This is a genomic window from Nocardia sp. NPDC059195, from assembly GCF_042754695.1.
Lineage (GTDB): Bacteria > Actinomycetota > Actinomycetes > Mycobacteriales > Mycobacteriaceae > Nocardia.
This window is the reverse complement of the sequence record NZ_JBHZBG010000036.1, coordinates 1-24,727: the sequence shown is the minus strand read 5'-3', so window position 1 is coordinate 24,727 and position 24,727 is coordinate 1. Positions and strand designations below refer to the sequence as shown.

The 24,727-nt window shown below is 67.0% G+C and carries 22 protein-coding genes; 7 read left to right on the top strand and 15 right to left on the bottom strand.

All coding sequences use genetic code 11. The annotated features are described in order from the left end of the window. Positions 1–462: 462 nt before the first annotated feature. From ACFXKN_RS30045 to narI, 4 genes are read left to right on the top strand one after another with little or no spacing between them, the layout of a single operon-like run. The gene (locus ACFXKN_RS30045) at positions 463–4,173 is read left to right on the top strand and encodes a nitrate reductase subunit alpha (protein ID WP_378940232.1); all 3,711 of its coding nucleotides are present in this window, start codon (positions 463–465) and stop codon (positions 4,171–4,173) included. Positions 4,174–4,183: 10 nt separating this feature from the next. Continuing rightward, positions 4,184–5,863, top strand: a complete 1,680-nt coding sequence (gene narH, locus ACFXKN_RS30040; RefSeq protein ID WP_378942908.1) for a nitrate reductase subunit beta — start codon at positions 4,184–4,186, stop codon at positions 5,861–5,863. Continuing rightward, positions 5,860–6,540, top strand: a complete 681-nt coding sequence (gene narJ, locus ACFXKN_RS30035; RefSeq protein ID WP_378940234.1) for a nitrate reductase molybdenum cofactor assembly chaperone — start codon at positions 5,860–5,862, stop codon at positions 6,538–6,540. Before narH ends, narJ begins: the two co-directional genes overlap by 4 nt. After that, complete coding sequence (gene narI, locus ACFXKN_RS30030) at positions 6,537–7,292, top strand: respiratory nitrate reductase subunit gamma (protein ID WP_378940236.1); 756 nt, start codon at positions 6,537–6,539, stop codon at positions 7,290–7,292. The genes narJ and narI overlap by 4 nt, the downstream gene beginning before the upstream one ends. On the opposite strand, the gene ACFXKN_RS30025 is transcribed toward narI, so the two are convergent. The 9 genes from ACFXKN_RS30025 to ACFXKN_RS29985 form a co-directional block, all read right to left on the bottom strand. Continuing rightward, positions 7,273–7,881: a hypothetical protein gene (locus ACFXKN_RS30025; protein WP_378940238.1), complete on the bottom strand. Its 609-nt coding sequence runs from the start codon at positions 7,879–7,881 to the stop codon at positions 7,273–7,275. The two genes, narI and ACFXKN_RS30025, sit on opposite strands and share 20 nt — an antisense overlap. A gap of 321 nt (positions 7,882–8,202) precedes the next feature. Next, positions 8,203–8,646 carry a PIN domain-containing protein gene (locus ACFXKN_RS30020; protein WP_378940240.1) on the bottom strand — a complete coding sequence of 148 codons (444 nt, stop codon included), beginning with the start codon at positions 8,644–8,646 and terminating at the stop codon, positions 8,203–8,205. Further along, positions 8,643–8,873 carry a CopG family transcriptional regulator gene (locus tag ACFXKN_RS30015; protein ID WP_378940242.1) on the bottom strand — a complete coding sequence of 77 codons (231 nt, stop codon included), beginning with the start codon at positions 8,871–8,873 and terminating at the stop codon, positions 8,643–8,645. The genes ACFXKN_RS30020 and ACFXKN_RS30015 overlap by 4 nt, the downstream gene beginning before the upstream one ends. A 65-nt stretch (positions 8,874–8,938) precedes the next feature. Continuing rightward, positions 8,939–9,292 carry a hypothetical protein gene (locus tag ACFXKN_RS30010; RefSeq protein ID WP_379434273.1) on the bottom strand — a complete coding sequence of 118 codons (354 nt, stop codon included), beginning with the start codon at positions 9,290–9,292 and terminating at the stop codon, positions 8,939–8,941. Between the two features lie 202 nt (positions 9,293–9,494). Next, positions 9,495–11,234, bottom strand: a complete 1,740-nt coding sequence (locus tag ACFXKN_RS30005) for an amidohydrolase family protein (protein WP_379434272.1) — start codon at positions 11,232–11,234, stop codon at positions 9,495–9,497. 12 nt (positions 11,235–11,246) lie between these two features. Further along, positions 11,247–12,899: a class I adenylate-forming enzyme family protein gene (locus ACFXKN_RS30000; protein WP_379434271.1), complete on the bottom strand. Its 1,653-nt coding sequence runs from the start codon at positions 12,897–12,899 to the stop codon at positions 11,247–11,249. A gap of 14 nt (positions 12,900–12,913) precedes the next feature. Further along, complete coding sequence (locus tag ACFXKN_RS29995) at positions 12,914–13,957, bottom strand: NAD(P)-dependent alcohol dehydrogenase (protein ID WP_378942913.1); 1,044 nt, start codon at positions 13,955–13,957, stop codon at positions 12,914–12,916. A gap of 2 nt (positions 13,958–13,959) precedes the next feature. Continuing rightward, entirely contained in the window at positions 13,960–15,108 is a 1,149-nt protein-coding gene (locus tag ACFXKN_RS29990; protein ID WP_378940250.1) for a serine hydrolase domain-containing protein, read from the bottom strand. Further along, entirely contained in the window at positions 15,105–16,478 is a 1,374-nt protein-coding gene (locus ACFXKN_RS29985) for a flavin-containing monooxygenase (RefSeq protein WP_379434270.1), read from the bottom strand. Before ACFXKN_RS29985 ends, ACFXKN_RS29990 begins: the two co-directional genes overlap by 4 nt. Positions 16,479–16,594: 116 nt before the next feature. Here ACFXKN_RS29985 and ACFXKN_RS29980 point away from each other — a divergent pair, with 116 nt between their 5' ends. Next, the gene (locus ACFXKN_RS29980; protein ID WP_378940254.1) at positions 16,595–17,212 is read left to right on the top strand and encodes a TetR/AcrR family transcriptional regulator; all 618 of its coding nucleotides are present in this window, start codon (positions 16,595–16,597) and stop codon (positions 17,210–17,212) included. Positions 17,213–17,214: 2 nt separating this feature from the next. Here ACFXKN_RS29980 and ACFXKN_RS29975 read toward each other — a convergent pair whose 3' ends face one another. Both ACFXKN_RS29975 and ACFXKN_RS29970 read right to left on the bottom strand, forming a co-directional pair. Beyond that, complete coding sequence (locus ACFXKN_RS29975; protein ID WP_379434269.1) at positions 17,215–19,812, bottom strand: LuxR C-terminal-related transcriptional regulator; 2,598 nt, start codon at positions 19,810–19,812, stop codon at positions 17,215–17,217. Positions 19,813–19,957: 145 nt separating this feature from the next. Next, a complete protein-coding gene (locus ACFXKN_RS29970) occupies positions 19,958–20,179 on the bottom strand; it encodes a hypothetical protein (RefSeq protein WP_378940258.1) in 222 nt (73 codons plus the stop codon). 177 nt (positions 20,180–20,356) lie between these two features. Between ACFXKN_RS29970 and ACFXKN_RS29965 the strand changes: the two genes are divergently transcribed. Continuing rightward, a complete protein-coding gene (locus ACFXKN_RS29965; RefSeq protein ID WP_378940260.1) occupies positions 20,357–20,782 on the top strand; it encodes an Ig-like domain-containing protein in 426 nt (141 codons plus the stop codon). Positions 20,783–20,838: 56 nt separating this feature from the next. Here the strand turns inward: ACFXKN_RS29965 and ACFXKN_RS29960 are convergent, their stop codons facing one another. From ACFXKN_RS29960 to ACFXKN_RS29950, 3 genes are all read right to left on the bottom strand, one after another. Continuing rightward, positions 20,839–21,291, bottom strand: a complete 453-nt coding sequence (locus ACFXKN_RS29960) for a VOC family protein (protein ID WP_378940262.1) — start codon at positions 21,289–21,291, stop codon at positions 20,839–20,841. Positions 21,292–21,369: 78 nt separating this feature from the next. Then, positions 21,370–21,702: a TfoX/Sxy family protein gene (locus tag ACFXKN_RS29955; protein WP_378940264.1), complete on the bottom strand. Its 333-nt coding sequence runs from the start codon at positions 21,700–21,702 to the stop codon at positions 21,370–21,372. Between the two features lie 77 nt (positions 21,703–21,779). Further along, positions 21,780–22,724, bottom strand: coding sequence for an NAD-dependent epimerase (locus ACFXKN_RS29950; protein WP_379434268.1), 945 nt, complete (start codon positions 22,722–22,724; stop codon positions 21,780–21,782). A gap of 125 nt (positions 22,725–22,849) precedes the next feature. Between ACFXKN_RS29950 and ACFXKN_RS29945 the strand changes: the two genes are divergently transcribed. Beyond that, a complete protein-coding gene (locus ACFXKN_RS29945; protein ID WP_378940268.1) occupies positions 22,850–23,806 on the top strand; it encodes a GlxA family transcriptional regulator in 957 nt (318 codons plus the stop codon). Here ACFXKN_RS29945 and ACFXKN_RS29940 read toward each other — a convergent pair. Next, positions 23,785–24,414, bottom strand: a complete 630-nt coding sequence (locus tag ACFXKN_RS29940) for a hypothetical protein (RefSeq protein WP_378940270.1) — start codon at positions 24,412–24,414, stop codon at positions 23,785–23,787. The genes ACFXKN_RS29945 and ACFXKN_RS29940 overlap by 22 nt on opposite strands. Between the last annotated feature and the right edge of the window lie 313 nt (positions 24,415–24,727).

Here is a 24,727-nt window from a genome sequence, read left to right as displayed (position 1 = left end):
CGCCAGTTCGCCGCGGATCGACGCCGGAACCCGTCCCGCCGGGCGCGACGATCGTCCGGTACCACCGGGTACGTCCTGCCACCGCCGGCCGACTCGGCACCGCGCCGGATGCTCATCCGACTCGACCATAGTTGTGTGTGGCGTCACATCAGCGCTGTTCAGCGGGCACACCGGGCGTGTAAACAAATGTAAACCGCGGGAGAACCAGTCGTTTCCGAAGCATCACCGCCGACCCGCCGACGCACCCCTCGATCTCCGCGTTCGGCCAGCTCGCGCCTCGTTCACCCTGGTGAGCCCCCGATCGCGGGCGCCGCCACGTACCTCCCCCGTGACCACAGCATTTCGCCGACCTCACAGCTCACCGCGACCCGAATACGGATGTGAAAAGTTCGTTTTGCCGAAGGAGTCCGCCTCCTTAGAGTTTCCCCAACAGCCCGATTTCACGTACTCGAAGGGGGCGTCGTGGTTAATTCGCGCACGCAAGGTCCGTCGCCCACCGATTTCGGCGACACATTGCTGAACCTCGGTAAGTATTTTCAGCGGGGCGAGGTCTCGCCCGACAACCGGTCCGTCTACAAGGTCGGCGGCCGCGATGCCGACGAGTTCTACCGGGACCGCTGGTCGCACGACAAGGTGGTGCGCTCCACCCACGGCGTGAACTGCACCGGCTCGTGTTCCTGGAAGATCTACGTCAAGGACGGCGTGATCACCTGGGAGTCCCAGCAGACCGACTACCCGTCGGTGGGCTCGGACAAGCCCGAGTACGAGCCGCGCGGCTGCCCGCGTGGCGCCTCCTTCTCCTGGTACACCTACTCCCCTGCCCGCGTGCGCTACCCGTACGTGCGTGGCACCTTGCTCGACCTGTACCGCAAGGCCAAGGCCGAACTCAAGGACCCGGTGCTGGCCTGGGAGTCCATCGTCGAGGACCCGGCCAAGGCCAAGGCGTACAAGACCGCGCGCGGTAAGGGCGGTTTCGTCCGCGCCGAATGGTGGGAAGCCGCCGAGATCGCGGCCGCCGCGCATGTCTACACGATCAAGCAGTACGGCCCCGACCGCGTGGCCGGCTTCTCGCCGATCCCCGCGATGTCGATGGTCAGCCACGCCACCGGCGCGCGCTTCGTGTCGCTGATCGGTGGCTACATGCTGTCGTTCTACGACTGGTACGCCGACCTGCCGGTGGCCTCGCCGCAGGTGTTCGGCGACCAGACCGACGTGCCGGAGTCCGCCGACTGGTTCGACGCGGGCTACCTCATCATGTGGGGCTCCAACGTCCCGGTGACCCGCACCCCCGACGCGCACTACATGACCGAGGCGCGCTACCGCGGCCAGAAGGTCGTGGTGGTCTCCCCCGACTACGCCGACAACACCAAGTTCGCCGACGAATGGGTGGCCGCGCGCCCTGGTACCGACGCCGCGCTGGCGATGTCGATGGGCCACGTGGTGCTCAAGGAGTTCTTCATCGAGAAGCAGACTCCGATGTTCACCGACTACATCAAGTCCTACACCGATCTGCCGTACCTGATCTGCCTCGACGAGGCGGCAGATCAGGACGGCGCCCTTCCCGGCAAGTTCCTCACCGCCGCCGATCTGGGCCACACCGGCGAGGGCGTCGAGCACCAGCCGGTGCTGCTGGACCAGGCGGGCAACCCGGTCGTGCCCAACGGCTCGCTCGGCCACCGCTTCGGCGAGCGCGAGGCGGGCAAGTGGAACCTCGACCTCGAGGGTGTCGACCCGCTGCTCACCCTGCTCGGCCATTCCGCCGACGAGCCCGCCACCATCGCGCTGCCGCGATTCGACACCGATGTCGCCGGGTCGATCATCCGCGGTGTGCCGACGAAAATCGTTGCGGGCAAACGGGTTACCACCGTCTTCGACCTGTTGCTCGCACAGTACGGCGTCGGCCGCGACGGCCTGCCGGGTGAATGGGCCAAGGGCTACGACGACGCCGAGTCGCCGTACACCCCGGCCTGGCAGGAGAACATCACCGGCGTTCCCGCCGCGCAGGCCGCGCGCATCGGACGCGAATTCGCCGACAACGCCGAACGTTCCGGCGGTCGCTCGATGATCCTGATGGGCGCGGGCACCAACCACTGGTTCCACTCCGATCAGATCTACCGTGCCTTCTTCACCCTGACGCTGCTCACCGGCTGCCAGGGCAAGAACGGTGGCGGCTGGGCCCATTACGTCGGCCAGGAGAAGTGCCGTCCCGTCACCGGTTGGGCCACGTTGGCTTCCGCGTCCGACTGGCAGCGTCCGCCGCGTCAGATGCAGGGCACCGTGTTCTGGTACCTCACCAATGACCAGTGGCGTTACGACCCCTTCACCTCGGACTCGTTCGCGTCGCCGCTGGGCAAGGGCAAGTTCGCCGGCCGCACCGCCGCCGACAACATCGCCCTGGCGAGTCGTCTGGGCTGGATGCCCAGCTACCCCACGTTCAACCGCAACCCACTCGACCTCGCCGACGAGGCAGCCGAAGCGGGCAAGACCCCCGCCGAGCACGTCGTCGACGGTTTGAAATCGGGCGACCTGCGCTTCGCCTGCGAAGACCCCGACGCTCCGGAGAACTTCCCGCGCGTGCTCACCGTGTGGCGCGCGAACCTGCTCGGCTCCTCGGGCAAGGGCAACGAGTACTTCCAGAAGCACCTGCTCGGCTGCGGGTCCAACCTGCAGACCACCGATGCGACCGGCGTGCGCCCGAAAGAACTGGAATGGCGTGAGGAAGGTGCCGAGGGCAAGCTGGATCTGCTTCTCGCACTGGACTTCCGGATGACCAGCACCACGCTGTTCGCCGACATCGTGCTGCCCGCCGCCACCTGGTACGAGAAGCACGACCTGTCCTCCACCGACATGCACCCCTTCGTGCACGCGTTCTCCCCCGCCATCTCGCCGCCGTGGGAGGCCAAGACCGACTTCGAGGCGTTCCACCGGATCGCGCGTGGGTTCTCCTGGCTGGCCGAGAAGCACCTCGGCACCCGCAAAGACATTGTCGCGGTGCCGTTGCAGCACGATTCTCCCGACGCGCTGGCGCAGGCCGGTGGCAAGGTGCTGGACTGGAAAGCCGGTGAGTGCGAGCCGATTCCGGGCAAGACCATGCCCAAGATCGTGGAGATCGAACGCGACTACACCAAGATCGCGGAGAAGCTGGCCGCGCTCGGGCCACTGGTGGAGAAGCTCGGTCTGACGACCAAGGGCATCACCACCTTCCCCGAGGAAGAGGTGGAGTACCTGGCCGGGCAGAACGGCACCATCGTCTCCGGCATCGCGGCGGGCCGGCCGTCACTGGCCAAGGACACCCACGCCGCCGAGGCCATTCTGTCGCTGTCGGGCACCACCAACGGCCGGCTGGCGGTCGAAGGGTTCGAGGCGCTGGAGCGGCGTACCGGCACCGAACTGGTCGACCTCGCGAAAGAGGCCGAGGGCAAACGGATTACCTTCGCCGACACCCAAGCTCGCCCGGTACCCGTGATCACCTCGGCGGAATGGTCGGGCTCGGAATCCGGTGGTCGCCGGTACTCGCCGTTCACCATCAATGTCGAGCGGCTCAAGCCGTGGCACACCCTCACCGGTCGCCAGCACTTCTACCTCGACCACGACTGGATGATCGAACTCGGCGAGCAACTGCCGATCTTCCGTCCGCCCCTGGATATGTCGGCGCTGTTCGCGGAGCCGAGCATCGGCAATGTGAGCGGCAACGGCCTGACGGTGCGGTACCTGACGCCGCACTCCAAGTGGTCGATCCACTCTGCCTACCAGGACAACCTGCACATGCTGACGCTCTCGCGCGGCGGTCAGACGATCTGGATGTCGGACGTCGACGCCAAGAAGATCGGGGTGGCGGACAACGATTGGATCGAGGCGATCAACCGCAACGGTGTCGTCGTCGCCCGCGCGATCGTCTCGCACCGCATGCCGGAAGGCACGGTCTTCATGTACCACGCCCAGGACCGCGCGGTCGACGTACCGCGCATCGAAGGCGCCGAGGACACCACGAAGGAAGCCAAGGGCAAGCGCGGTGGTATCCACAACGCGCTCACCCGGGTGCTGATCAAGCCCTCGCACCTGATCGGCGGCTACGCCCAGCAGTCCTTCGCCCTGAACTACCACGGCCCCACCGGAAACCAGCGTGACGAAGTCACCACGATCCGCCGCCGCAACCAGAACGTGGAGTACTGACATGCGTGTAATGGCTCAGCTCGCCATGGTCATGAACCTGGACAAGTGCATCGGCTGCCACACCTGCTCGGTCACCTGCAAGCAGGCGTGGACCAACCGCGGCGGCACCGAGTACGTGTGGTTCAACAACGTGGAAACCCGTCCCGGACAGGGTTATCCGCGCCAGTACGAGGACCAGGAGAAGTGGAAGGGTGGCTGGACGCTCAACAAGCGCGGCAAGCTGACCCTCAAGTCGGGCTCGCGTTTCAAGCGCCTGATGAACATCTTCGCCAACCCCGATCTGCCCACGGTCGACGACTACTACGAGCCGTGGAGCTACGACTACGACAACCTGTTGTCGTCGCCGCCCACGGACACCACCCCGGTCGCGCGGCCCAAGTCGCTGATCACCGGTGAGGACACCAAGGTCACCTGGGGTGCGAACTGGGACGACGACCTGGGTTCGGGTCCCGAGCAGGTCGGCAAGGACCCCATCCTCGGCAAGCTGGAAACCAAGGTGAAACTGGAGTTCGAAGAGACCTTCATGTTCTACCTGCCGCGCATCTGCGAGCACTGCCTCAACCCCTCCTGCGCCGCGTCGTGCCCCTCGGGTGCGATCTACAAGCGCGAGGAAGACGGCATCGTGCTCGTCGATCAGGACAAATGCCGTGGTTGGCGGCAGTGCATCACCGGCTGCCCGTACAAGAAGATCTACTTCAACCACAAGACGGGCAAGGCGGAGAAATGTACTTTCTGCTACCCGCGTGTGGAAGTCGGGATTCCGACCGTGTGCTCGGAGACCTGTGTCGGGCGGCTGCGCTACATCGGCGTGATGCTCTACGACGCCGACGCGGTGCTCGAAGCGGCCCAGGTCACCGATCCGCAGGATCTCTACACCTCCCAGCTCGGGGTGTTCCTCAACCCGCATGACCCGCGCGTGATCGCCGAAGCCGAGAAGGCAGGCATCTCGTCGGATTGGATTACCGCCGCACAGGATTCGCCGGTGTACAAGCTGATCGTCGACTACCAGTTGGCGCTCCCGCTGCACCCGGAATACCGGACGATGCCGATGGTCTGGTACGTACCGCCGCTGTCGCCGGTCGTCGACGTGCTCTCCGAGACCGGTCACGATGGCGAGGACGTGCGCAACCTGTTCGGCGCCATCGACGCGCTGCGCATCCCGCTCGAATACCTCGCCGAGCTGTTCACCGCCGGGGAGATCGGGCCGGTGCGGTCCTCGTTGCAGCGGCTGGCCGGGATGCGGGCATTCATGCGTTCGGTCAACTTGGGCGAGGAACCCGAAGCCCACATCGCGCCGTCGATCGGTCTCGAGCCCGAAGAGATCGAGGCAATGTACCGGCTGCTCGCCATCGCCAAGTACGAGCACCGGTACGTGATCCCGATGGGCGCGACTTCCAAAGCGCACGAACTGGATTCGCTGGCCACCGGGTGCAGTCTCGACACCGACGGCGGGCCCGGCATGACCGCGTTCGACCAGGTCGTCGAGAAGTTCTCGCTGTCGGACACCAATCAGGCCGCGCCCGAGGAGAAGTCGGGCCGGATCAACCTGCTCAACTGGGATGGGCGCAGCACCAGTGGACTCCTGCCGAACGCGAACGGCAAGACAGCCGGCAACGGGGAGACCGGTAACGGCAACGGCAGCAACGGCGCTGCCGTCGCCGACACCCCGGTGAGCGGTGTCGCACCATGAGTCTGCTGTCGATTCGTAAACGGCCCCAACCGGTTACCGAGATGGCCGAGCACGACCGCCTGGTCGTGTGGCGGCTCGCCGCGCTCCTGCTCGACTACCCCGGCGAGCAGACCCTGGCCATGCTCGACCAGTTGACCGAAGCCGCGGCGCGATTGCCCGACGAGGTGCAGGCGCACTTCGCCGAGATACTCGCCTACCTGCGCGACACCCCGGCGATCGAGGTGGCACAGAGCTACGTCGAAACCTTCGACATGCGCCGCCGCGCCAGCCTGCACCTGACGTTCTACGCCTTCGGTGACACCCGCAAACGCGGGATGGCGCTGCTGCGGTTCAAGCATGCCTACCGCCAGGCGGGGGTGGAACTCGGCGACGAGGAACTGCCCGACCACCTGCCGGTGCTGCTGGAATTCGCCGCCACCATCGACCCGATCGGTGGCGAACGCCTGCTCGGCGAGCACGTGCCGGTAATGGAACTGCTGCGGTTGTCGCTGGGCGACAACAACTCTCCCTACAGCGGCGTCCTCGGCGCGGTCCTCACCACCTTGCCGCCGGTCACCACCGCCGACCGCAGGCGCATCGCCGAACTCGCCGCCCAGGGTCCGCCCGAGGAAGAGGTCGGCCTCGAGCCGTACGCCATGGACCCCGCACTCTTCGAAGCCACGGAAGGCCGCAGATGAACGCCACCATCCCCCTGCCCGAAGGCCTGTGGCTGATCCTGCCCTACATCGCGGCGACTTCCTTTGTGCTGGGCCATGTCTGGCGCTATCGCTTCGACCAGTTCGGCTGGACCACCCGTTCCTCGCAGATCTATGAGTCCAAGCTGCTGCAACTGGGCAGCCCGCTGTTCCACTTCGGCATGCTCGGCGTGTTCTTCGGTCACGTGATGGGCCTGCTGATCCCCGAATCCTGGACCGCGGCGGTCGGCATCTCCGAGCACGCCTATCACATCCTCGCTGTCGGTGCGGGTTCCATCGCCGGACTCATGGTCGTGCTCGGCGTTGCCATCCTGTGCTACCGCCGCATCGTCATTCCGGCCGTGCGCAAGAACACCAGCCGCAACGACGTGATGATGTACACGCTGCTGACCTTGGCCCTGGTCACCGGCCTGAGCAACACCTGGGGTTCCAACCTGCTGTGGGGTACCTACAACTACCGCACAACCGTCTCCCCCTGGTTCCGCAGCCTGTTCTCGATCAACCCCGAACCGGGCCTGATGGTCGGTGTCCCCTGGACCTTCCAGCTCCACGGCCTCGTGGTCCTCGCCCTGATCGCGGCCTGGCCCTACACCCGCCTGGTCCACATGTTCAGCGCCCCCATCGGCTACGTCACCCGCCCTTACATCGTCTACCGCCGCAAGGAAGTGGAGACCAAGGACAAGACCCGTTTCGCCAAGGCGTGGGACGCGCCGGTCACCCCGGATCGCTGGTAGTAGCCCGCCGCGGCCAGGCCGGGCGCAACGCTGCCTCAACTGCGTCTTCCAAGGCGGTCAACGCGGCAGCGGTTCGAGCGAAAGGTCCGTCCGGGTTCGCGGCCGTCGCGGCGAGATGGTCGATCTCGGCGCGCTGAATGTCCTCAGCCGTACATAACCTGACCTCGGTGATCTCCAGCCTGCGGTTCAGCTCGAAGGCAAGGCCCTCGAGATCCAACGCCCGGTCGATCACCGCCCGGTCGCGTGGAACGCTCAGCGCATTCATCAAGACGGCGGTATCGAGCGTCGCGAGTCTCAGACGTGGGTAGATCTGACCCTCCCTCGGGCGCGCGGCGAGTGTCCGCGCTTCCGTCAGCAGGGCACGACTGCGGGTGAGGTCGTGTGCCATGGCCAGCAGCGTTTGACGACGGTTCTGCGCTGCGGCGGCGACCCGGTCGGCGGGTATGCCGCAGATCGCGGCCGCGATCAGTAGTACCGCATTGATCGGTTGCATGACTTCCTGCTTCGGATCGAAGCACCACACCACACTCTGCACGAATACCGCGAGCAACAATCCGCCGGTAATCGTGCGCAGAACGATCAGGTTCATCAGCACTCACCGTCGCAGCGATGGCGGGTTAGACACGGAGCTCTCCCAGATTCGCTCCAGCGGGGTTCGCGGCCGGTACCCGGTGTCGTTGTGCCGCAACAACATCAGGAGATTAGCGAAGCCGCCGCGGTCCGCCCCACCCGCTGATTGACGGCACGAAGACCGCGACCGCCGAGCGCGCGCTCCATCCGCCCATACAACCGTTGTCCCTGCCGCGCCCGGTCGCGAGACTTCATGATGCCCTGCGTTGTGGCTTCTGTCACGAAATGCCCGCGGCAGACGGCTTGGTGGCGCGGCTGGCCTGTGGAGCGCCCGAGGTCCTCATGAATCCTGGATCGGTAGCCGAAAAGCCGCGTACGACGAGTTCAGTGGCTTGAGGGCGCGGAAGTCGCGCTCGTCGAGCGTAAGGATCTCGTTCGTCAGATAGCGCTCTGCGAGAGCAACATTGACTGCATCGGCGAGGTCGAGCCGCAAACCTGCGAACTGGCCGATAATACGATGCGCGAGGCGGATGTCAGGATGATCGACCGGTGGAATGAGCACGCTTCCCTCCTCTGCCGACGTCAGTAGATCATCGAGGACAAGGTTGGCGTGGCGGCGGTCCTTACCGAACCGTGCGACCAGCAGGTGGTCGACCTCGTCCAAGACCAGCGCCGACACGACTGCTACGCCAGTGCCGAGCAACTCCCGGACGCGAGGACCTTGTGGAGCGGCGCTGTCATATGCGGCGATGATCGCGGAGGTGTCCGCGATGAAGAAGCTCACTGTTCGTAGGCGTCATTGAGCAGAGTGTCCGCCCGTGTCGCAAAATGCGGATCACCGGAATCAAAAGTAGGCCAAGGTCGTGTGCGCGGCGGCCGAGGGGCACGCAGCAGGATGAGATCAATGCCCTCTCGAATGAGCTCCGCCTCAGATCGACCGGTCGCCTCAGCGGCATGCTTCAAACGCGAGGTTTGCTCCTGATCGAGGTAGACGCTCGTCTTCACCTTCATGCACGTAGGGTATCACGTAGGGCATCGCGTATCGAGGTGATCCAGCCGACGGGAACTCCGACCAGCTACAGGTCACGACGCTGGGTGGCGAGGGATTTGCGGACGGTGCTGAACCAGGCTTGGGTGTCGACGAGACCTTTTTCGTTGTCTTTGCGCCCCCCGGTGAAGCCGAACAGGTCAGCTGCGAAACGACTCAAGACGGTGCTCTCGCTTTCTTCGAGTTCGGTCAGGACTTCGGTGTCGTCGAGTAGATAGGCGACAACAGCAACCTGACCCGCGGGCCACTCGGTGCGGTAGTTCGCCCAGCCGTCGGCGCGCACGGCGCGGGCCTTGGTGAGCAGGTCCTCGCGTAGGGCGTCGCGGTCGGCGTCGGTGGGGTGGCGGGGTTTGCCCCAGGTGATCCGTTTCGCGTCCGACATGTCGAGTCCTCTCGCTGATGTGCGGGTGTTCGGGCCGCGACCGGATTCGGGTCGAACACCGCTCGCCTCGTCAGGTGAGGGTCGCAGATCGAGGTGGGCCCGTCGCGCACCGGGCTCCGCGTGCGCGACGGGTCGGTGCCGTTGACCCGACCGCGAGCAGGTTCGGCTGCCTCGCGGCCCGGTCGACGGGCTTGCACTCGTCCTACTCGGCGCGCAGGAAATCCCCCACTCGTTCGGTGCCGAGTGCCGGATCGGCCTGACCCTCGCCGAAGACATATCGCCCGTTGACGAAGACCGCGGTGACGGTCTCGTCGTTGCGGTTGACCATGCGCGAGAGATTGCCGAAGATCGCGATCGGATCCTCGGCGTAGGCGTCCAGGGTTTCGTCGAGGTGGGCGGGGTCGATGACGACGGCATCGGCGCGGCCGCCCACCCGCAGGTGACCGGTGTCGAGGCCGTACCAGTCGGCGAGTTCGCCGGTGAGGCGGTGCACCGCGTGTTCGACTGTCATGAACGGCTTGTCGCGGTTCACCGCGTCGTTGACCCGGCGCAGCAGGCGCAGGCCGAAGTTGTAGAAGGCCATATTGCGCAGGTGCGCGCCCGCGTCGGAGAAGCCGAGCTGGACCGACGGGTCGGCGGACAGGACATCGGCCACCTCGGGGCGGTGGTTGGAAATGGTTGTGCGCCAGCGCAATTTGTCACCGTGCTCGACGACGAGATCGAGGAACGCGTCGACCGGATGCAGGCCGCCGCGGTCGACACCCACCTCGCCGAAGGTCTTGCCGATGACGGTCTCATCGGGGCAGTCGACGATATCGGCGTCGAAGAAGTCACGGTGCCACGCGCGGGGGCCGTACTTGTTGTCGTAGTCCTTGCGGAACGAGCGGCGGTATTCTTCGTCCTGCATGAGGTGACGCTGCTCGTCGATCTGATCGGACAGGTGCAAAGCGGCAGCGCCGGAACCGAATTCCTCGAACACCGGCAGCGAGATGCCGTCGGAGTACACCTCGAACGGCACCGGCAGATGCTGCCAGCGGAAGTTGCCGTCGAGTCCGTTGATGATCTTGCCGACGGCGGGGAACATCTTGGACGCGCCGGGCACCGCCTTCACATCGGCCGCCGACAGCAGGCTCACCTTGAGCGGATTACGCCAGAGGCCGATGCTCGACACCGCCATCGACACCAAGCTCTTGGGGTTGGTGATGTCGGGCCCGCCCTGCAACGCGCGACCACGCTTGCGCAGGATCGTGTTGAGCCGGTGGCGTTCCTTGCTCTTGGCATAGGTGGACGGCAGCGTGCGCGATCGGCAGGTTTCCCCATCGAGCTTGTCGAAAAGCAGCTGCTGCGAAGACATTCCGACGAACCCGGCGTCGAGCGCGTCGACGAGCATGCGCTCGATCTCGGCCAGCTCATCGGCGGACGGCTTCACTTCCTTGCGGGTGGAGCGATCGAGACCCATCACCGCCGCGCGGATGTCGGAGTGGCCGATGAAGCCGGCCAGGTTGGGGCCCAGCGGCAACTGCTCGAGCGCGTCGATGTATTCGCCTGCAGTACTCCAGGTCTGGACGTCGTTCATCGCGCCGACCACGTATTGGCGCGGGATGGCCTCGACCCGGCCGAACAGGTCGCCCGCGGTCTCACCGTCGACGTGCACGGTCGAGAGCGAACACGAACCGAGCAGCACGGTGGTGACGCCGTGGCGCACCGACTCCGACAGCGACGGGTCGAGCAGGACCTCCACGTCGTAGTGGGTGTGGATGTCGATCATGCCTGGCATGACCCATTTGCCGGTCGCGTCGACGACCCGGTCGCAGCCGGTTTCGTCGAGCGGGGTCGCCGAGATCTCGGCGACCTTGCCGTCGGTGATGCCGAGGTGGCGAACCGCGGACGGGGCGCCGGTGCCGTCGAAGAACCGGCCACCTTTGATGATGCTGTCGAACATTTCTGACCCCTTTTAGATCGCGAGCTCGCGCCTGATGACTTTACCGGTCGCGTTGCGCGGCAGCATGTCCGAAGTGATCCGCCAGCGGACGGGCACCTTGAAATAGGCGAGGCGTTCGGCGACGAAGGCGCGCAGTTCCTCCGGGTCCACCGTGCCCGGTTCGGCGACGACGATGGCCGCTACTTCCTGGCCGAGATCGGGATGGCTCACGCCGAAGACCGCGCAATCGAGGACGGCCGGGTGTTCGACGAGTACGTTCTCGATCTCGGTGGGGTACACATTCTCGCCGCCGCGCAGGATCAGGTCGGTCCGGCGACCCGACACGGTCAGCCTGCCCTGGTTCAACGTGCCGAAATCGCCCGAGCGCAGCCAGCGTTGGTCGTCGATCGACGCCGCGGTCGCCGCGTCGTCGTTCCAGTAACCGAGCATCACATAGGGGCTGCGAATGCAGATCTCACCCTCTTCACCGTCGCCGACGGCGTTGCCCGCGGCATCGCGGATCTCCATCGCGACCCCGATGATCGCCCTGCCGACCGAGGCGTCGTCGGCGGCCAGGTCGAGCGGGGTGGCGACAGTCGCCGCGGTACCGCTCTCGGTGAGCCCGTAGCTGGTGGTCAGCGCGAATTGCAGGGTCGGCATCTTCGCACGCAAGGCGGCGAGCAACGCGGGCGAGGACGGCGCGGAGTTCAGCGAAAGCGCGGTGAGCGAGGACAGATCATGCTGGGCCACCTCATGTTCCAGCAGGCGCGAGGCCATGGTCGGCACCGCGGCCCAGTTGGTGACCTTCTCGCGCTCGACCAGGCTCAGTACCCGGCCGACTTCGAAGCCACCGTGCGGGAACACCGCTGCCGCACCGGTGCGCAGCCGCGGGATGACGAGGTTGTGCAGGCTGGCGATGTGGAACAGCGGCGCGGTGACCAGGTACCGGCGCTCGCTCGGCGCGTCGCCGGGCTCCTGACCCATGAACGCGGCGAGCATGGCGTCGGTGAAACGGTGGTAGTCGCTGATCGCCACCATGTTTCGCTGCGAATGGACAACGCCCTTCGGCCTACCGCTGGTACCGCTGGTGTAGAGGATGACGGCAGGATCGTCTTCGGCGACCGGCGTGCTGGGGATCTCGCCGCCACCGAACTCGGCGATCAGCGCGGGCAGATCCTCGTCCATGGTCAAGACGGGCAGCTCGGTCCCTGTTTCGGCCAGCAGCGCAGCCCTTTTCGCGTCCGCGATGACCACGGTCGGCGTGGCGTGCTCGAGCCCGTAGGCGATCTCCCGAGGTGCCCACCAGGCGTTGTAGCCGACCGGGATCGCGCCGAGGCACTGCGCCGCCCAGAACGCGATCACCCAGTCCGGGCCGTTGGCGGCCAGGATGCCGACCCGATCGCCCTGACCGATGCCGTACCTGGCGGCGAGCGCGGTGGCCAGCGCGCCCGCGGCCGCGGCGTGCTCGGCGAAGGAGATCCGGCGGTCCTCGGTGACGAGGTAGTCGCGCTCGCCCCATCGCAGTGAGTGCTCCAGCAGCTCACGCAAGTTGGTGTAGCGCTTAGCGAAAACCGGAATCGGCACGCCGACAACGGGTTCGACGGTCATCTCGAACGGCGCGCCGGGGGCGGTGAGGCCCGCGGCGACCTTGGCGACGAATTCCTGCGGGTCTACAGCGTTGGTCATGTTCTTCTTCTCCATCAGGGAATGAGGACGGCGCGTCCGCGGATCGCGCCGGAGTCGAGTCGGTCGAAGGCGGCGCGCGCGTCGGCGAGGTCGAACCGCTCGACCTCGGCGCGCACCTTGCCCGCGGCGGCGAGCGCCACCACGTCGATGAGGTCGGTTCTGGTGCCGCCGTAGGACTTTCGAACGGTGGCACCCCACGGCAGACCGGGTCCGCCCGCCGGTCCCGAGTCGATGCCGGGGATACCGCCGCCGAGGCCGACCATTCGGTAGGCGCCGTTCGGGGCGACGGTTTCGACGGCCAGTTTCGCGGTGGGATCGGAGCCGACGAAGTCGAACACCGCCTCCGCGCCACGTCCACCGGTGAGCTCCAGGATCGTGGCCGCGGTGTTCTCGTCGGCCTTCAACGCGATGTCGGCGCCGCATTCGGTGGCGAGGGCGAGCTTGTCGGCGTCGACGTCGACCGCGATCACCGTGGTCTCGGTGAGGGTCTTCAACAGTTGGATCGCCACGTGGCCGAGTCCGCCGATGCCGATGGCGACCGCGGTAGCGCCGGGCCACAGCTGGTCCATGGCGCCGCGGATGGCGTGCATCGGCGTGAGTGCCGCGTCCGCCAGTGGTGCGGCATGGGCGAAGTCCAGTTCGTCGGCGATCGGCACGAACGAGCGAACCGGGATGCGGACGTACTCGGCCATGCCACCGTCGGGCCCGAGACCGGGGCACGGTGGCATCGCGGTGCGACCGGCGGCCAGGCAGACATTCTCGTTGCCGCGCAGGCACTCCCGGCATTCACCGCACGACCAGCACAGGTACACGATGCCCCGCTCGCCGGCCCGTCGGCCCGTCACCGCCGAGCCGACCGCCTCGATCGTGCCCGCGATCTCGTGGCCCAACGTGAGTGGGGACTCGCTCATCGGAAACGGCAAGCCGAGGACGAACGAATCCGAATGGCAGATCCCGGCCGCGCCGACCCGCAGCAGCAGATCATCGGGGCCGAGCTCGGGCACGGGCACCGTGCGCAATTCGAGGGTGCCCGGGGCCGTCAACTGCATCGCGCGCATGGTCATCGGGCGCCGCCGACCGCGTCGAACGTGGCCTTCAGATAGCTGTCACACCTATTGGAACCGATCAAACCGGTGGCCATCCGATTCATGGTGTAGGCGAAGGTGATTCGGCGATCCAGGTCGTTGACCACCATCGAGCCGCCGTACCCGGCCCACCAGCACACCCGCCCGTCCGGAATGTGCGGGAAGGTCTGCGGCCGGGGCAGCCCGTAGCCGATGCCGAAGCGCAGCGGGGCGAGCAAGGCGAGATCGATCCCGTCGGCCTGCTCGCGGAAGATCAGCTCGATCGTCGCGGGCGAGAGGAACTGCCTGCCGCTCAGCTCGCCACCGTTGGCGATCAGCGACTGGACGCGCGCCACCGAGCGCGCATTGCCGTGCCCGTTGGTGCCGCCGATCTCGGCCGCGCGCCAGGCGGGCGTCGCGGTTTCGGAGACCTCCAGCCAGGGACTGGTGAGCGTCTTGATCAGCACGCTGTCCTGATCGAGGGTCGACAGGTCGAAATCCGGCATCTCCGGCGGGATCAGGGTGGCGATCCGGTCGGCGTGCTCGGGGCCGGTGCCGATGTGGAAATCGGCGCCCAAGGGCCCGGCCAGCTCATCGGCGAAGAACCGGCCGAGCGAACGACCGGTGATGCGGCGCACCAGTTCACCGATGAGATGGCCGTAGTTGATGGCGTGATAGCCCGAGGCGGTGCCCGGCTCCCACCAGGGCGCCTGCGTGGCCAGCCGGGCGGCGGCGGCATCGGTGTCGTAGATGTCGGACAGCTCGATCGGCTTGTCCCAGCCCGAGACGCCCGAGGTGTGCGAGAGCAGGTGGCGGACTTCGATGTCGGCCTTGCCGTTCGCCGCGAATTCGGGCCAGTAGTGGGCGACGCGCTGGTCGACGTCGAGTTCGCCCCGGTCCACCAGCAGCAGTGCGCACAGCGCGGTCATCGTCTTGGTGACCGAGAAGACGTTGACCAGGGTGTCGGCGCCCCACGGGGTCTTGTGCTCAGGATCGGCGTAGCCACCCCAGAGGTCGAGAACCGGATCGCCGTCGACGGTGACGCACAGGGCGGCACCGAGTTCGGCGCCGGAGGCGAGGTGCTCATCGAATGCCGCACGCACCCCAGCGAATTCGTCGCGGCAGAAGCCCGAAGAGGTGCTCATCGCGCCACCTCGACCGTCACCCGAGCGGGCACCGGCAGGGAATTCCCCGCGGCAGCGGCACGTTTCGCTCCGCGCTCCATCTCCTTGGTCATCGAGCGCACGTATGGCTCGAATTCGGCCTGGATGGTGTGACGGGGCGAATCGTAGTAGCGCCCACTACGTTTGGCTTCCTGCGCCCCGAGCACCTCGTCGATCTGCGCGCGTGGGGGCAGGTGATAATGCCCGGTCAGATAGGCGGCGACCAGCTTGCTCTGCTGCTCGGCGAAGTTCACCAGAGTCGGCATCGGCTGGGCGAGACCGAGATAGAACAGGTTGTCCACGCCGGGTTTCATCATCATCTGGAACAGCGGGAACCGGTTGGCCGCGTCGGGCACCAGTTCGGTGTCGGTGAAGAACGGGAAGCTGATGTGGTAGCCGGTCGCGCAGACGATCACGTCGATCTGCTCGCTGCTGCCATCGGCGAAATGCACAGTGTCGCCTGCCAATCGGGTGATCGCGGGCTTGCACTCCACGTCACCGCAGCCGGCCCGGTGCAGGAACTCCTCACTCGCCGACGGATGCGCCTCGAAGGGCTCATGATCGGGTGTCGGCAGACCGTAGGTCGACATCTCGCCGCGGTTCTTGCGGACGAAGCGCTGCTTGAGCTTGAGCGCGATCTTGCCGGGAATCCACGCGGGCATCGAAGCCCGGTCGCCCACTTGCCCGTTCACGTACTTGGGCAGCACCCACACGCCCCGGCGGGCGGAGACGAACAGCTTCGAGGCGAGGAAGCGCTGGGACAGTTCCGAGGCGATGTCGAGGCCCGAGTTGCCCATGCCGACCACCACGATCCGCTTGCCGCGCATATCGATCGGGTCGAACGGGTCGTTGTAGGCGTGGCTGTGCATGAGCACGCCGTCGAATTCGCCTGGATAGTCCGGGAATCGGGGATTCCAGTGATGGCCGTTGCAGACGATCAGCGCGTCGTAGACCTCGGTCTCGCCGGTCGCCGTCGTCACCCGCCACAGACCCGCGTCGTCGCGCTCGGCGGCGGTGACCAGGCTGTTGAACCGGATCCGCTCCCGCAGCCCGAAGTGGTCGACGTAGTCCTTGAAGTACTGCAGCAATTGGGAATGATGCGGGAAGTGCGGCCAATCCGCCGGTGCCGGAAAGTCCTCGAATTGCAGGCGGTACTTCGAGGTGTCGATGTGCAGGCTCTGATAGCACGCCGACATGCCATTAGGGTTCTTGAAGTACCAGTTGCCACCGACCTCGTCGGATGCCTCGTAGCAGTCGAACGGAATCCCGTTCTCGGCCAGCCTTTTCGCGGCGGTGATACCCGAAGGTCCGGCGCCGATGACGCAGACCTTGGGTAAATGACGTGAATCCATGCACAACTCCTGAGCGGCCTCGGTCACCTTTGACCATGCCGAGTGACGTGGACCACAGGATAGCGTCTCGCTGGACATCATGTCCAGTGAATGGGCGGATCGTCTAAGCTGACCCGATGACGACCGAACCCGCCCGTCGTGGATCGTTACGCGAGGAACAGAAGCGCCTGACGAAGGCGAGGATCGTCAAGACCGCGCGCACCCTGTTCGAGACGCAGGGTTACTCCGATGTCCGTGTCGACGACATCGTCGCCGCCGTCGGCTGTAGCCGGGCGACCTTCTACCTGCATTTCACGAGCAAGGGCGAGGTGCTGCGCGCCATCGCCCAGGAAGGCACGCTGACCAGCGTTCGGGAGTTCTACGCCGACCTGGACCGGGTGCTCACCGACGGCTCCCGTGCCGCGTTGCGGGAGTGGATGACCCGCGCGATCTACTGGTTCCTCACCAACAGGGACATGCTCCCGGCCTGGGACGAGGCCACCGCGCTCGAGCCGGAGTTCCGCGCGTTGGCGCGCGAGGGGATCATGACGCTGGCCGACAGCATGCCCGCCTACCTCTCGCGCTGGCCCGAACATCGCCGCGACGAGGCCAGGCTGCGGATCGAACTGCTGGTCGCCCAGCTCGAACGGTTCTTCACCCGATGGGCCATGCAGGGCACCATCGAGGTCACTGCCGAGAAGGCCGCCACCGTCCTCACCGACGTCTGGTTCCCCGCTTTGCAGGCACCGGACTGAGCTCAGAGCAGGCCGAGCACGCGCGCCTGGGCGATCGCCTCGGCGCGGGCGTTGACGGCGAGTTTTTGGTAGATGCCGCGCAGGTGCGTCTTGACCGTGTTCACCGAGACGCCCAGGTCGGCGGCGATATTGCCGGCCGTCATGCCGGAGGGAAGTTGGCGAAGCACAACCAGTTCGGTGTGGGTGAGTTGCGGGGCGCCCGCGGTGGCGCCTCGGTCGGCGCGGATACGGTCGACGAGAGCCGCGTACTGGCCGAAGCGCGCGCCGATCCGGGCGAGCAGATCGGCAGCCGCCGGCACGTCGAGAAACGGGCGCGTCAGCTGTTCGGTGGCCGCGTGCGCGAGGGCCTGTTCACCGGCGTCGTCGACCTTGCGGGGGCGTTCGAGGCGGTCGGCGGCGACCGCGACCAGCAGCCACGCCGCGACCACCGATCGCGACGACAGCCGCCCGGTCGCGAGCAGCGGTTCCAGCAATGTCAGCACGACGGCGGGGCGATGGGCATAGAGAGCCAGTCCCGCTTCGGCGACAGCCAGGTCCGGAGTCTCGCCGAGCACCCGCGCCGCGTGGTCGATCAACTGCCGCGCGTCCGCCCTGGCCTGGACGCGCAGCAGTAGCCACAGCACATCGGTGACCAGTTCGCCGGTGCCGTGCAGTGTCGGCGATTCGTCGAGCAGGCGGTGGAGTTGCTTGCTCAGCGCGACCGCGGCGGCCGAGCGATCAGCGGCGTCGTCGAACAGCAGCACGCCGGTCATGATCGCCGCCTGGCGCACCGGTGCGGGCACCACGGTCTCGTCGGCCGCGGCCGAGAGCAAGCTCGGCAACGGCCGCTCGAAATCCACACCCTGCTGGTAGGCGCCGTAGGCCGCGAGCACCCTGGCCGCAGCGGCATCGGGGAAACCGGCCAGTTCATAGCGTTCGGCGCAGTCGATCGCCTGGGCCGCCAGCGCTCGTAGCTCGCCGACCCGGCCCGCCATCCCGGCCGCCACGGCCGTCGCGGTTCTGGCGCGCACTGCGACGCGACCGAGACCGGTTTGCTCGGAGTGCACGATCGCGTGGCGCACAGACGCCGCGCCACTGTCGATTTCGCCGCCGTAGATCTCGGCGATTCCGCAGTGCAGCGCGGCGTAGCAGTCGAGGTCGGACTGCCCGGTCACCGGCGGCAGCGGCCAGCGCATCGAAGACGAATCACCCACCAGCACAGCGACTCCCGCGCTCACGGCATGATCGAGGGCGGCCACCCACTCGGCGGGCACCATCGGCGCCGCCGATTCCGGGCCGACGTGGGCGGCCTCGAGATAGACCTCGGCGGCGGCGATATCGCCCGACTCCACCGCGACGGCCGCGCGCAGCAGGCGGACGAAAGTATCGTGCTGGGCGAAGTTTTCGACGGCGGCGAGCAGAGTATGGCCCGTTCCTTCCAGAACCATGCGCAGTCCCCAGTCGCGCAGGAAGGCCACCAGGCCGGGCGCGCCGGGCTCGGCCACGACGTGCTCGAGTGCGGGCTCCAGCATCGCGGCCGCGGTGAACCAAGCCGCCACCCGGCGATGACAGTCGGGCAGGCGATCGGGCCTGGTATAGGCGGCCTCGGCGAGCAGGTAGGCCCGCAGGAGCGGATGGTAGGTGTACCAGAGTTCGCCCGCCTGGGCGACGGTGTGCAAGGGGAAGTTGGCGCGCAGCAGTTCGTCGAGGATGCGGGCAGCGTCGTCACCGACCAGATCTTCGGCCATCGGCAGGCAGAATCGCGTGGGAACCGCTGTGGCGACCAAGAATTCGAGGGTGGGGGCCGGTAGCGAGGCGAGCAGTTCGGCGACCAGGAAGTCGGCGACCGCGTGCGAGGGACGGGCCAGTGCGGCGAGGGCGGTGTCGCGGTCGGTCCCGGTGGCCGACAGACAGATCGCGGCGATGCGGACCAGTGCGGCCCAGCCACAGGTCAGGTTCTGGACCACGGCGAGCTCGTCGTCGTCGAGTCGGCAACCGTGCTGGGCGAGCAGTTGGGCGGCCCGGTCCGGGGAGAGGGCGAGTTCGGGCGCGCCGATCCGGGTGAGCCTGCCCGCCAGATCGAGGGTGTGCCAGCGTAGCGGCGGGTCGAAGCGGCTCGCGATCAACGCGGTGACCTGGGCGGGCAGGTGTGTGAGCAGGTATTCGAGGCCGGCGAGCTGCAATGGGTCGGTGAGCAGGTGGGCGTTGTCGATCACCAGCACTGTCGGCTCGACATCGGCCAGGGCGGCGACGAGGTCCGCGGCGCGGTCCATCGGCGTGTGCAGCCCGCCGGCCGGAACGAAATCCGGTGTGGGATCGAGGGTTCGGGCGATCTCGGCCAGCAGGTCGGTACCGTGCTGTTCGGCGACGGTCAACCACGCGACGCGCGCCGGGCACCGGCGGCGCACCCAGTCGACCAGCACGACGGTCTTTCCGCTGCCCGCCGGTCCGCACAGCAGCACCGTGTGCCCGGCGCCGGCCTGCGCCCGATCCAGGCGGGCGAACGCCTCGTTGCAGCGAACCGGCGCGAAGGACAGCTCGGGCAGGCCGGCGTACGGACCGACCACAGCTATCACCGAGCCGCCACTGTGAAAGTCCAGAAAACCCGACGACGAAGCCATCTTCACCCTCCTGAACACGCCATTCACCGCGCGGCGGCCGACCTCCGCCGAGATCGACGGTAGGCGAAACGGCGGCTGTTCGGTTGCTGGCCAGGTGAAGTAGGGGCGCTCGTTATCAGATCGAGTTCGACTCGTCGGTGAACGCTCAGTCGGGTAACTGGGACATGCTCAGCAGCGTGAGGCCGAGGGTGTCGATGCGGGCCATCACCCCGCGCATGGCCGTGCTGTCGGCGACGAGGCCGTAGAGGGTGGTCGTCCCGGTGGGCGAATGCGAACTGGGGCGCAGCTCGGGAAAAGCCGCGAGGACACGCTCGGACAGCTCGCCCTCGATGACGAACTGATAGCGCAGCGGACCCGACGTCGACATGGTTCCAGTGTCGCGGCCGGTCGCCGCGGCTGCCTCATCCGCTCCGGGTGAATTCGGTCGCCACCTGCGACGCAACCAGCCTCCACACTTTTAAACATCGTTATTTCAGTTTTCGGGACACGGGCCGGATCCGCTGGCTAATGTCGCGCTCATCATCAGCGCGAACAGGAGAACATCATGAAGATCTACCAGGCGCGGCGTGCCGGTTTCGGACTGACGGCCTTCACCGCGGTGGCCGCGGCCGCCGTACTGGCAGCACCGCAGGCATCCGCGCTCGTGCAGGGGATCGCGGTGAGCGGTAGCACCCACTATGTGGATACCGCCTACACCGTCACCGCCGATGTCACGGCCACTTCCTTCCTGTTCAAGGTGACCTTCACCGACAACGGCACCCAGATCGGTGAGCCGGTCTCGGTGTCGGACGGCAAGGCCACCATCACCTGGACGCCGAAGACCACCGGCGCGCACGAGATCAAGGCGGTGCAGGAGCTCATCAGCTCCAAGACCGTCACCATCACCGTCGCCCCGAAGCCGACCACGCCCGGCGGTGGGACGAGTACCGGTTCCGGCCTGGGTGGGCTGCTGTCGGGCTCGGCCGACTAGCCCGCCCGCACGCAACGGCCGCCGCGAACCTCTCCCCGCGGCGGCCGTTCGCGCGTTCAGGCCTGGTCGTAGGCCTGTTGCAGGGCGGCGATGTCGAGCTTGGACATCGAGCGCAGCGCCGTGCCGACGGCGATGACGCGCTCGGCCTCACCACCCATGAGCTTGGGCAGCACGGCCGGGACGACCTGCCAGGACACACCGAACGGGTCGGTGAGCCAGCCGCACGGGCCGGGGGTTCCGCCGCCCTGTGACAGTGCCGCCCAGAGGCTGTCGATCTCCTCCTGGGTATCCACGACCACCTGCAAAGACGCGGCATCGCTGTGCGGGTGGCCGGGGCCGCCGTTCATCAAGGTGACGGCCTGACCGTCGAGGTCGAGGGTGATGATGAAGGCCGAGCCGTCACCCTGGCGGGTGATCTCGACGATGCGCGAGTTCGGCACGGTCGCGGCATACAGTTCGGCCGCTGCTTCGGCGTCGGCATCGAACCAGAGGAAAGTGTTGACAGACATGATGTGCTCCTTCAGGTGAGTGGCTTGCTTCACCCACTGGTCGGAGCCGAACACCACGCTTCGACACATCCACCGAACTTATTTTCGCGGCAAGGTCTCGGCGAACCGCACTCCACGTTCGACCCATTCCCGCAGTGCCGTGTCGTCGTCGACCGTTGCGGGCGCCACTCGCAGCCAGCCGTGTAGTTCGCGCCCGCCCATCACCATCGGCGTGATCGCCGATCCATCGAGCAGGCCATCGCCGTCGGCCGGAGCGACCCGCACCAGCAGCCCGCCCTTGCCGCTGGCGGCCACGGCCATATTGCCGCCGATCAGAAAGGCCAGACCGCCGAACATCTTCTGCTCGGCGAGGTCGGGCCGCGGGTAGACGATCTCCCGGATCCGCTCGGCGAGTTCCTCGTCGTATGCCATCGGCTCAGTGTGCGCCGAGGCACCGACAAGAAGCGCAGATTCGAGGGCGGCGAATATCGGTACAGCCTCGGCCGCAGCTACCCCGCGTCGGGGATGGTTACCCGTGCGGCCGCGTCGGCGGTGACCACCTCGGCGAGCACCTCGTCCAGCGTCGACGCGGTGCGGCCGAAGGTGGAACGTATCGCCGAATCGTCGACGATGAACTCGCGATGGGACATGTGTCTCGTCTCGAACAGCTCAGCCCAGAACGGATCCTCCTCGGCGAGTTCGGTGATCTCCGCGTCGGTGAGCACTGCCAGTTCGGGTGTCGCGGCATCGGCCAGCGCGGCGAGCCGGTTCGCGGCCTCGCGCACGGTCGTGGTGATCACCGGGGCGTGCCAGGCCCTCCCCCACGACCGGTCGTCTCGCGCGAGGGTGACCAGTGCGGCCGCGGCATCACCGATCGCGGTGAACGAGTGCGCCAGGTCGAGTTCCTGCGGCACCCGGGCTGGGGTATTCGCCAGGACGGCGGACTGAACGAGCAGGGAGAAGATCGAGATCGCGCCCGCGCCGAGGAATTGACCCGCGCGCAGTTCGGTGACGCGCAACCGGCCCGCCTCGTGCGCGGCGAGCGCATCGGCCCACATTCTGGCTCTGACCGCCCCTTTACTACCCGTCGCGGCGAGCGGGGTGCGTTCGCTGACGACACCGTCGACCGGGCCGTAGCCGTACAGATTTCCCAGCATGACCAGGTCGGCGCCAACGGTTTCCGTCGCCGACAGAATCGAGCCGAACAAGGGCGGAACCGTGTGCGGCCAGGTGTGATACGCCGGCATCGCCAGGTTGAACACGGTGCCCGCACCAGTCGCGATCTCGGTCAGGGCGGTGGTGTCGAGTGCGTCGAGCGCGATCAGTTCCACGTCGGGATGGGTGGGGCCGAGCCCGCTCCGGCTCACCATCCGGACGCGATCCCCGGCTTCGACTAGCGACAACGCGGTAGCGGTGGCGGTACCACCTCGGCCGATCACTACATGAGTGGACATGTGAATTCCCTTTCACAACAACATCTTTCGATGGGGCGATGGGGTTACGCCCGCACATTCAACGATGCCGTTCGCGGGACGACTAGACTAGTGGCCACAATGCCAGCTATCCCAAGGATCGGGCCATGAAGACCATTGCTGTGGTGGCCGTCCCGCCGGTGAAGTCCTTCGACCTGTCGATGCCGGAAACCCTGATGGGCTCGGTCATGATCGACGGCGAGCCCGGCTATCGGGTGGTGGTCTGCACGGCCGAGCCAGGAGTATTGCCATCGACGCCAGGCGGATTCGATGTCGTGATCCGGCACGGGCTCGACGTCCTCGACTCCGCCGACGCGGTGGTCGTGCCCAGTACGGGCAGCCGCACGGACGCGGATCCGGTGACGCTGAAGGCACTGCGCGCGGCCGTCGACCGCGGCGTCCTGGTCACCTCGATCTGCAGCGGCGCGTTCGTGCTCGCCCAGGCCGGACTGCTCGACGGCCGCACCGCGACCACGCACTGGGGCCTGGCCGAGGAACTGGCCCGCGACCATCCGCTCGTCCAGGTGCGCACCGACGCGCTGTTCATCGAGGACGGGCCGGTGACCACCGCGGCAGGCGCGGCGGCCGGAATCGACCTGTGCCTGCACCTGATTCGAGCCGACTACGGCGCCACCGTGGCCAACGCCGCCGCGCGCGCCGCGGTGGTGACACCCGTGCGGCCCGGCGGCCAAGCCCAGTTCGTCGACACCCCACTACCCGCCGACGACGACCTCTCGCTCTCGGCCACCCGAGCCTGGGCACTGGAGCGCCTCGACACTCCCCTGTCGCTGCGCGAATTGGCCGAGCACGCCCGAACCAGCGTGCGCACCCTGACCCGCCGATTCCACGAGGAAACCGGACTCAGCCCGCAGAAATGGTTACTGGGTCAGCGCCTGCACCGAGCCCGAGAGCTGCTGGAATCGACATCGTTGCCGGTCGAACAGGTTGCGCGGCACAGCGGGATCGGGTCGGCGGAGTCGTTGCGCCAGCACATGGTTCGCCAGCTCGGCGTTTCCCCGAGCGTCTACCGGGCGAACTTCAACTACGGCGCGATAGGCGGATAGCCGGGGTAGGCCGGATAGCCCGGTGGCGTCCGCGGTGCGAAGTAGGGACCGGACATGCCGTTCCACAACAGGATCACCGCGGCCAGTCCGATAGCCAACGTGACCGTGCTGAACACCAGCGCGATACCGGCCGTCGAGGTGGCGATCGCCATCACCGTGCCGAAGACATAGAACAGCGCGTTGAGCCCGAAGAACACCGTCCCCGTGATCCGCCCCCAGTTCTTCCCCGCCCGGCAGACGAAGGCCATCCACACCCACAACCCCGCCGTCACCAGCGAACTCGCGAGGGCCCCACCGACGCTCGCATACACGAGAAGATCCAGGTCGTCCCCCCGCAACACCCCACCCGACGCGTCGAGCGCATCGCTACGAGCCTCGTCGAGCATGGTGAGCGAGTAAGCCATCCCGAGCAGCGTGACCACGGCCCCGGCCAGCATCACGTAGAACGCGATCTGCACACTCTGCGGAACAATCCGCGGCCCGGCATCCACCGGCGGATACGCACCACCCGGCACAGGATAGGGAGCGCCCGGCCAATACGGCGACTGCGGAACAGGCGGCTGCGGAACAGGCGCGTAGCCCGAAGGATTCACCGGATACGCAGTCACCCCATCATCCTGCGATGAATACCCCTGACCTGCCGACGAATCAGACACCGAACTCCCCTTCAATCAGTACACACCACCCTATCCCCCCACCGCGAACAACGAGCGTCCCGCCCAACCGCCCAACCGCCCAAACCAACCACACCGTGCACCCCAAGCCCGCCATGACCGCACCACCAACCACACCGTGCACCCCAAATCCGCCATGACCGCACTACCAGCCCCGCACTCCCGACCCCTGGGGAGGGACGGCCACGAAGTGGCCGGTCCGCGGCCGGGTCGCCGGTTAGCGCTCGAAAGCGCTGAGCCGAAGGCT

What these genes read in the sequence shown, in the direction of transcription:
- ACFXKN_RS29960 (WP_378940262.1), bottom strand. Translation starts at nt 21,291, where the DNA reads ATGTCTGTCAACACTTTCCTCTGGTTCGATGCCGACGCCGAAGCAGCG.
- narI (WP_378940236.1), top strand. Translation starts at nt 6,537, where the DNA reads ATGAACGCCACCATCCCCCTGCCCGAAGGCCTGTGGCTGATCCTGCCC.
- ACFXKN_RS29965 (WP_378940260.1), top strand. Translation starts at nt 20,357, where the DNA reads ATGAAGATCTACCAGGCGCGGCGTGCCGGTTTCGGACTGACGGCCTTC.
- narJ (WP_378940234.1), top strand. Translation starts at nt 5,860, where the DNA reads ATGAGTCTGCTGTCGATTCGTAAACGGCCCCAACCGGTTACCGAGATG.
- ACFXKN_RS29955 (WP_378940264.1), bottom strand. Translation starts at nt 21,702, where the DNA reads ATGGCATACGACGAGGAACTCGCCGAGCGGATCCGGGAGATCGTCTAC.
- ACFXKN_RS30025 (WP_378940238.1), bottom strand. Translation starts at nt 7,881, where the DNA reads ATGAACCTGATCGTTCTGCGCACGATTACCGGCGGATTGTTGCTCGCG.
- ACFXKN_RS30000 (WP_379434271.1), bottom strand. Translation starts at nt 12,899, where the DNA reads ATGACCAACGCTGTAGACCCGCAGGAATTCGTCGCCAAGGTCGCCGCG.
- ACFXKN_RS30015 (WP_378940242.1), bottom strand. Translation starts at nt 8,873, where the DNA reads ATGAAGGTGAAGACGAGCGTCTACCTCGATCAGGAGCAAACCTCGCGT.
- ACFXKN_RS29945 (WP_378940268.1), top strand. Translation starts at nt 22,850, where the DNA reads ATGAAGACCATTGCTGTGGTGGCCGTCCCGCCGGTGAAGTCCTTCGAC.
- ACFXKN_RS29975 (WP_379434269.1), bottom strand. Translation starts at nt 19,812, where the DNA reads ATGGCTTCGTCGTCGGGTTTTCTGGACTTTCACAGTGGCGGCTCGGTG.
- ACFXKN_RS29995 (WP_378942913.1), bottom strand. Translation starts at nt 13,957, where the DNA reads ATGCGCGCGATGCAGTTGACGGCCCCGGGCACCCTCGAATTGCGCACG.
- ACFXKN_RS29970 (WP_378940258.1), bottom strand. Translation starts at nt 20,179, where the DNA reads ATGTCGACGTCGGGTCCGCTGCGCTATCAGTTCGTCATCGAGGGCGAG.
- ACFXKN_RS29985 (WP_379434270.1), bottom strand. Translation starts at nt 16,478, where the DNA reads ATGGATTCACGTCATTTACCCAAGGTCTGCGTCATCGGCGCCGGACCT.
- ACFXKN_RS29980 (WP_378940254.1), top strand. Translation starts at nt 16,595, where the DNA reads ATGACGACCGAACCCGCCCGTCGTGGATCGTTACGCGAGGAACAGAAG.
- ACFXKN_RS30010 (WP_379434273.1), bottom strand. Translation starts at nt 9,292, where the DNA reads ATGTCGGACGCGAAACGGATCACCTGGGGCAAACCCCGCCACCCCACC.
- ACFXKN_RS29950 (WP_379434268.1), bottom strand. Translation starts at nt 22,724, where the DNA reads ATGTCCACTCATGTAGTGATCGGCCGAGGTGGTACCGCCACCGCTACC.
- ACFXKN_RS29990 (WP_378940250.1), bottom strand. Translation starts at nt 15,108, where the DNA reads ATGAGCACCTCTTCGGGCTTCTGCCGCGACGAATTCGCTGGGGTGCGT.
- ACFXKN_RS30005 (WP_379434272.1), bottom strand. Translation starts at nt 11,234, where the DNA reads ATGTTCGACAGCATCATCAAAGGTGGCCGGTTCTTCGACGGCACCGGC.
- narH (WP_378942908.1), top strand. Translation starts at nt 4,184, where the DNA reads ATGGCTCAGCTCGCCATGGTCATGAACCTGGACAAGTGCATCGGCTGC.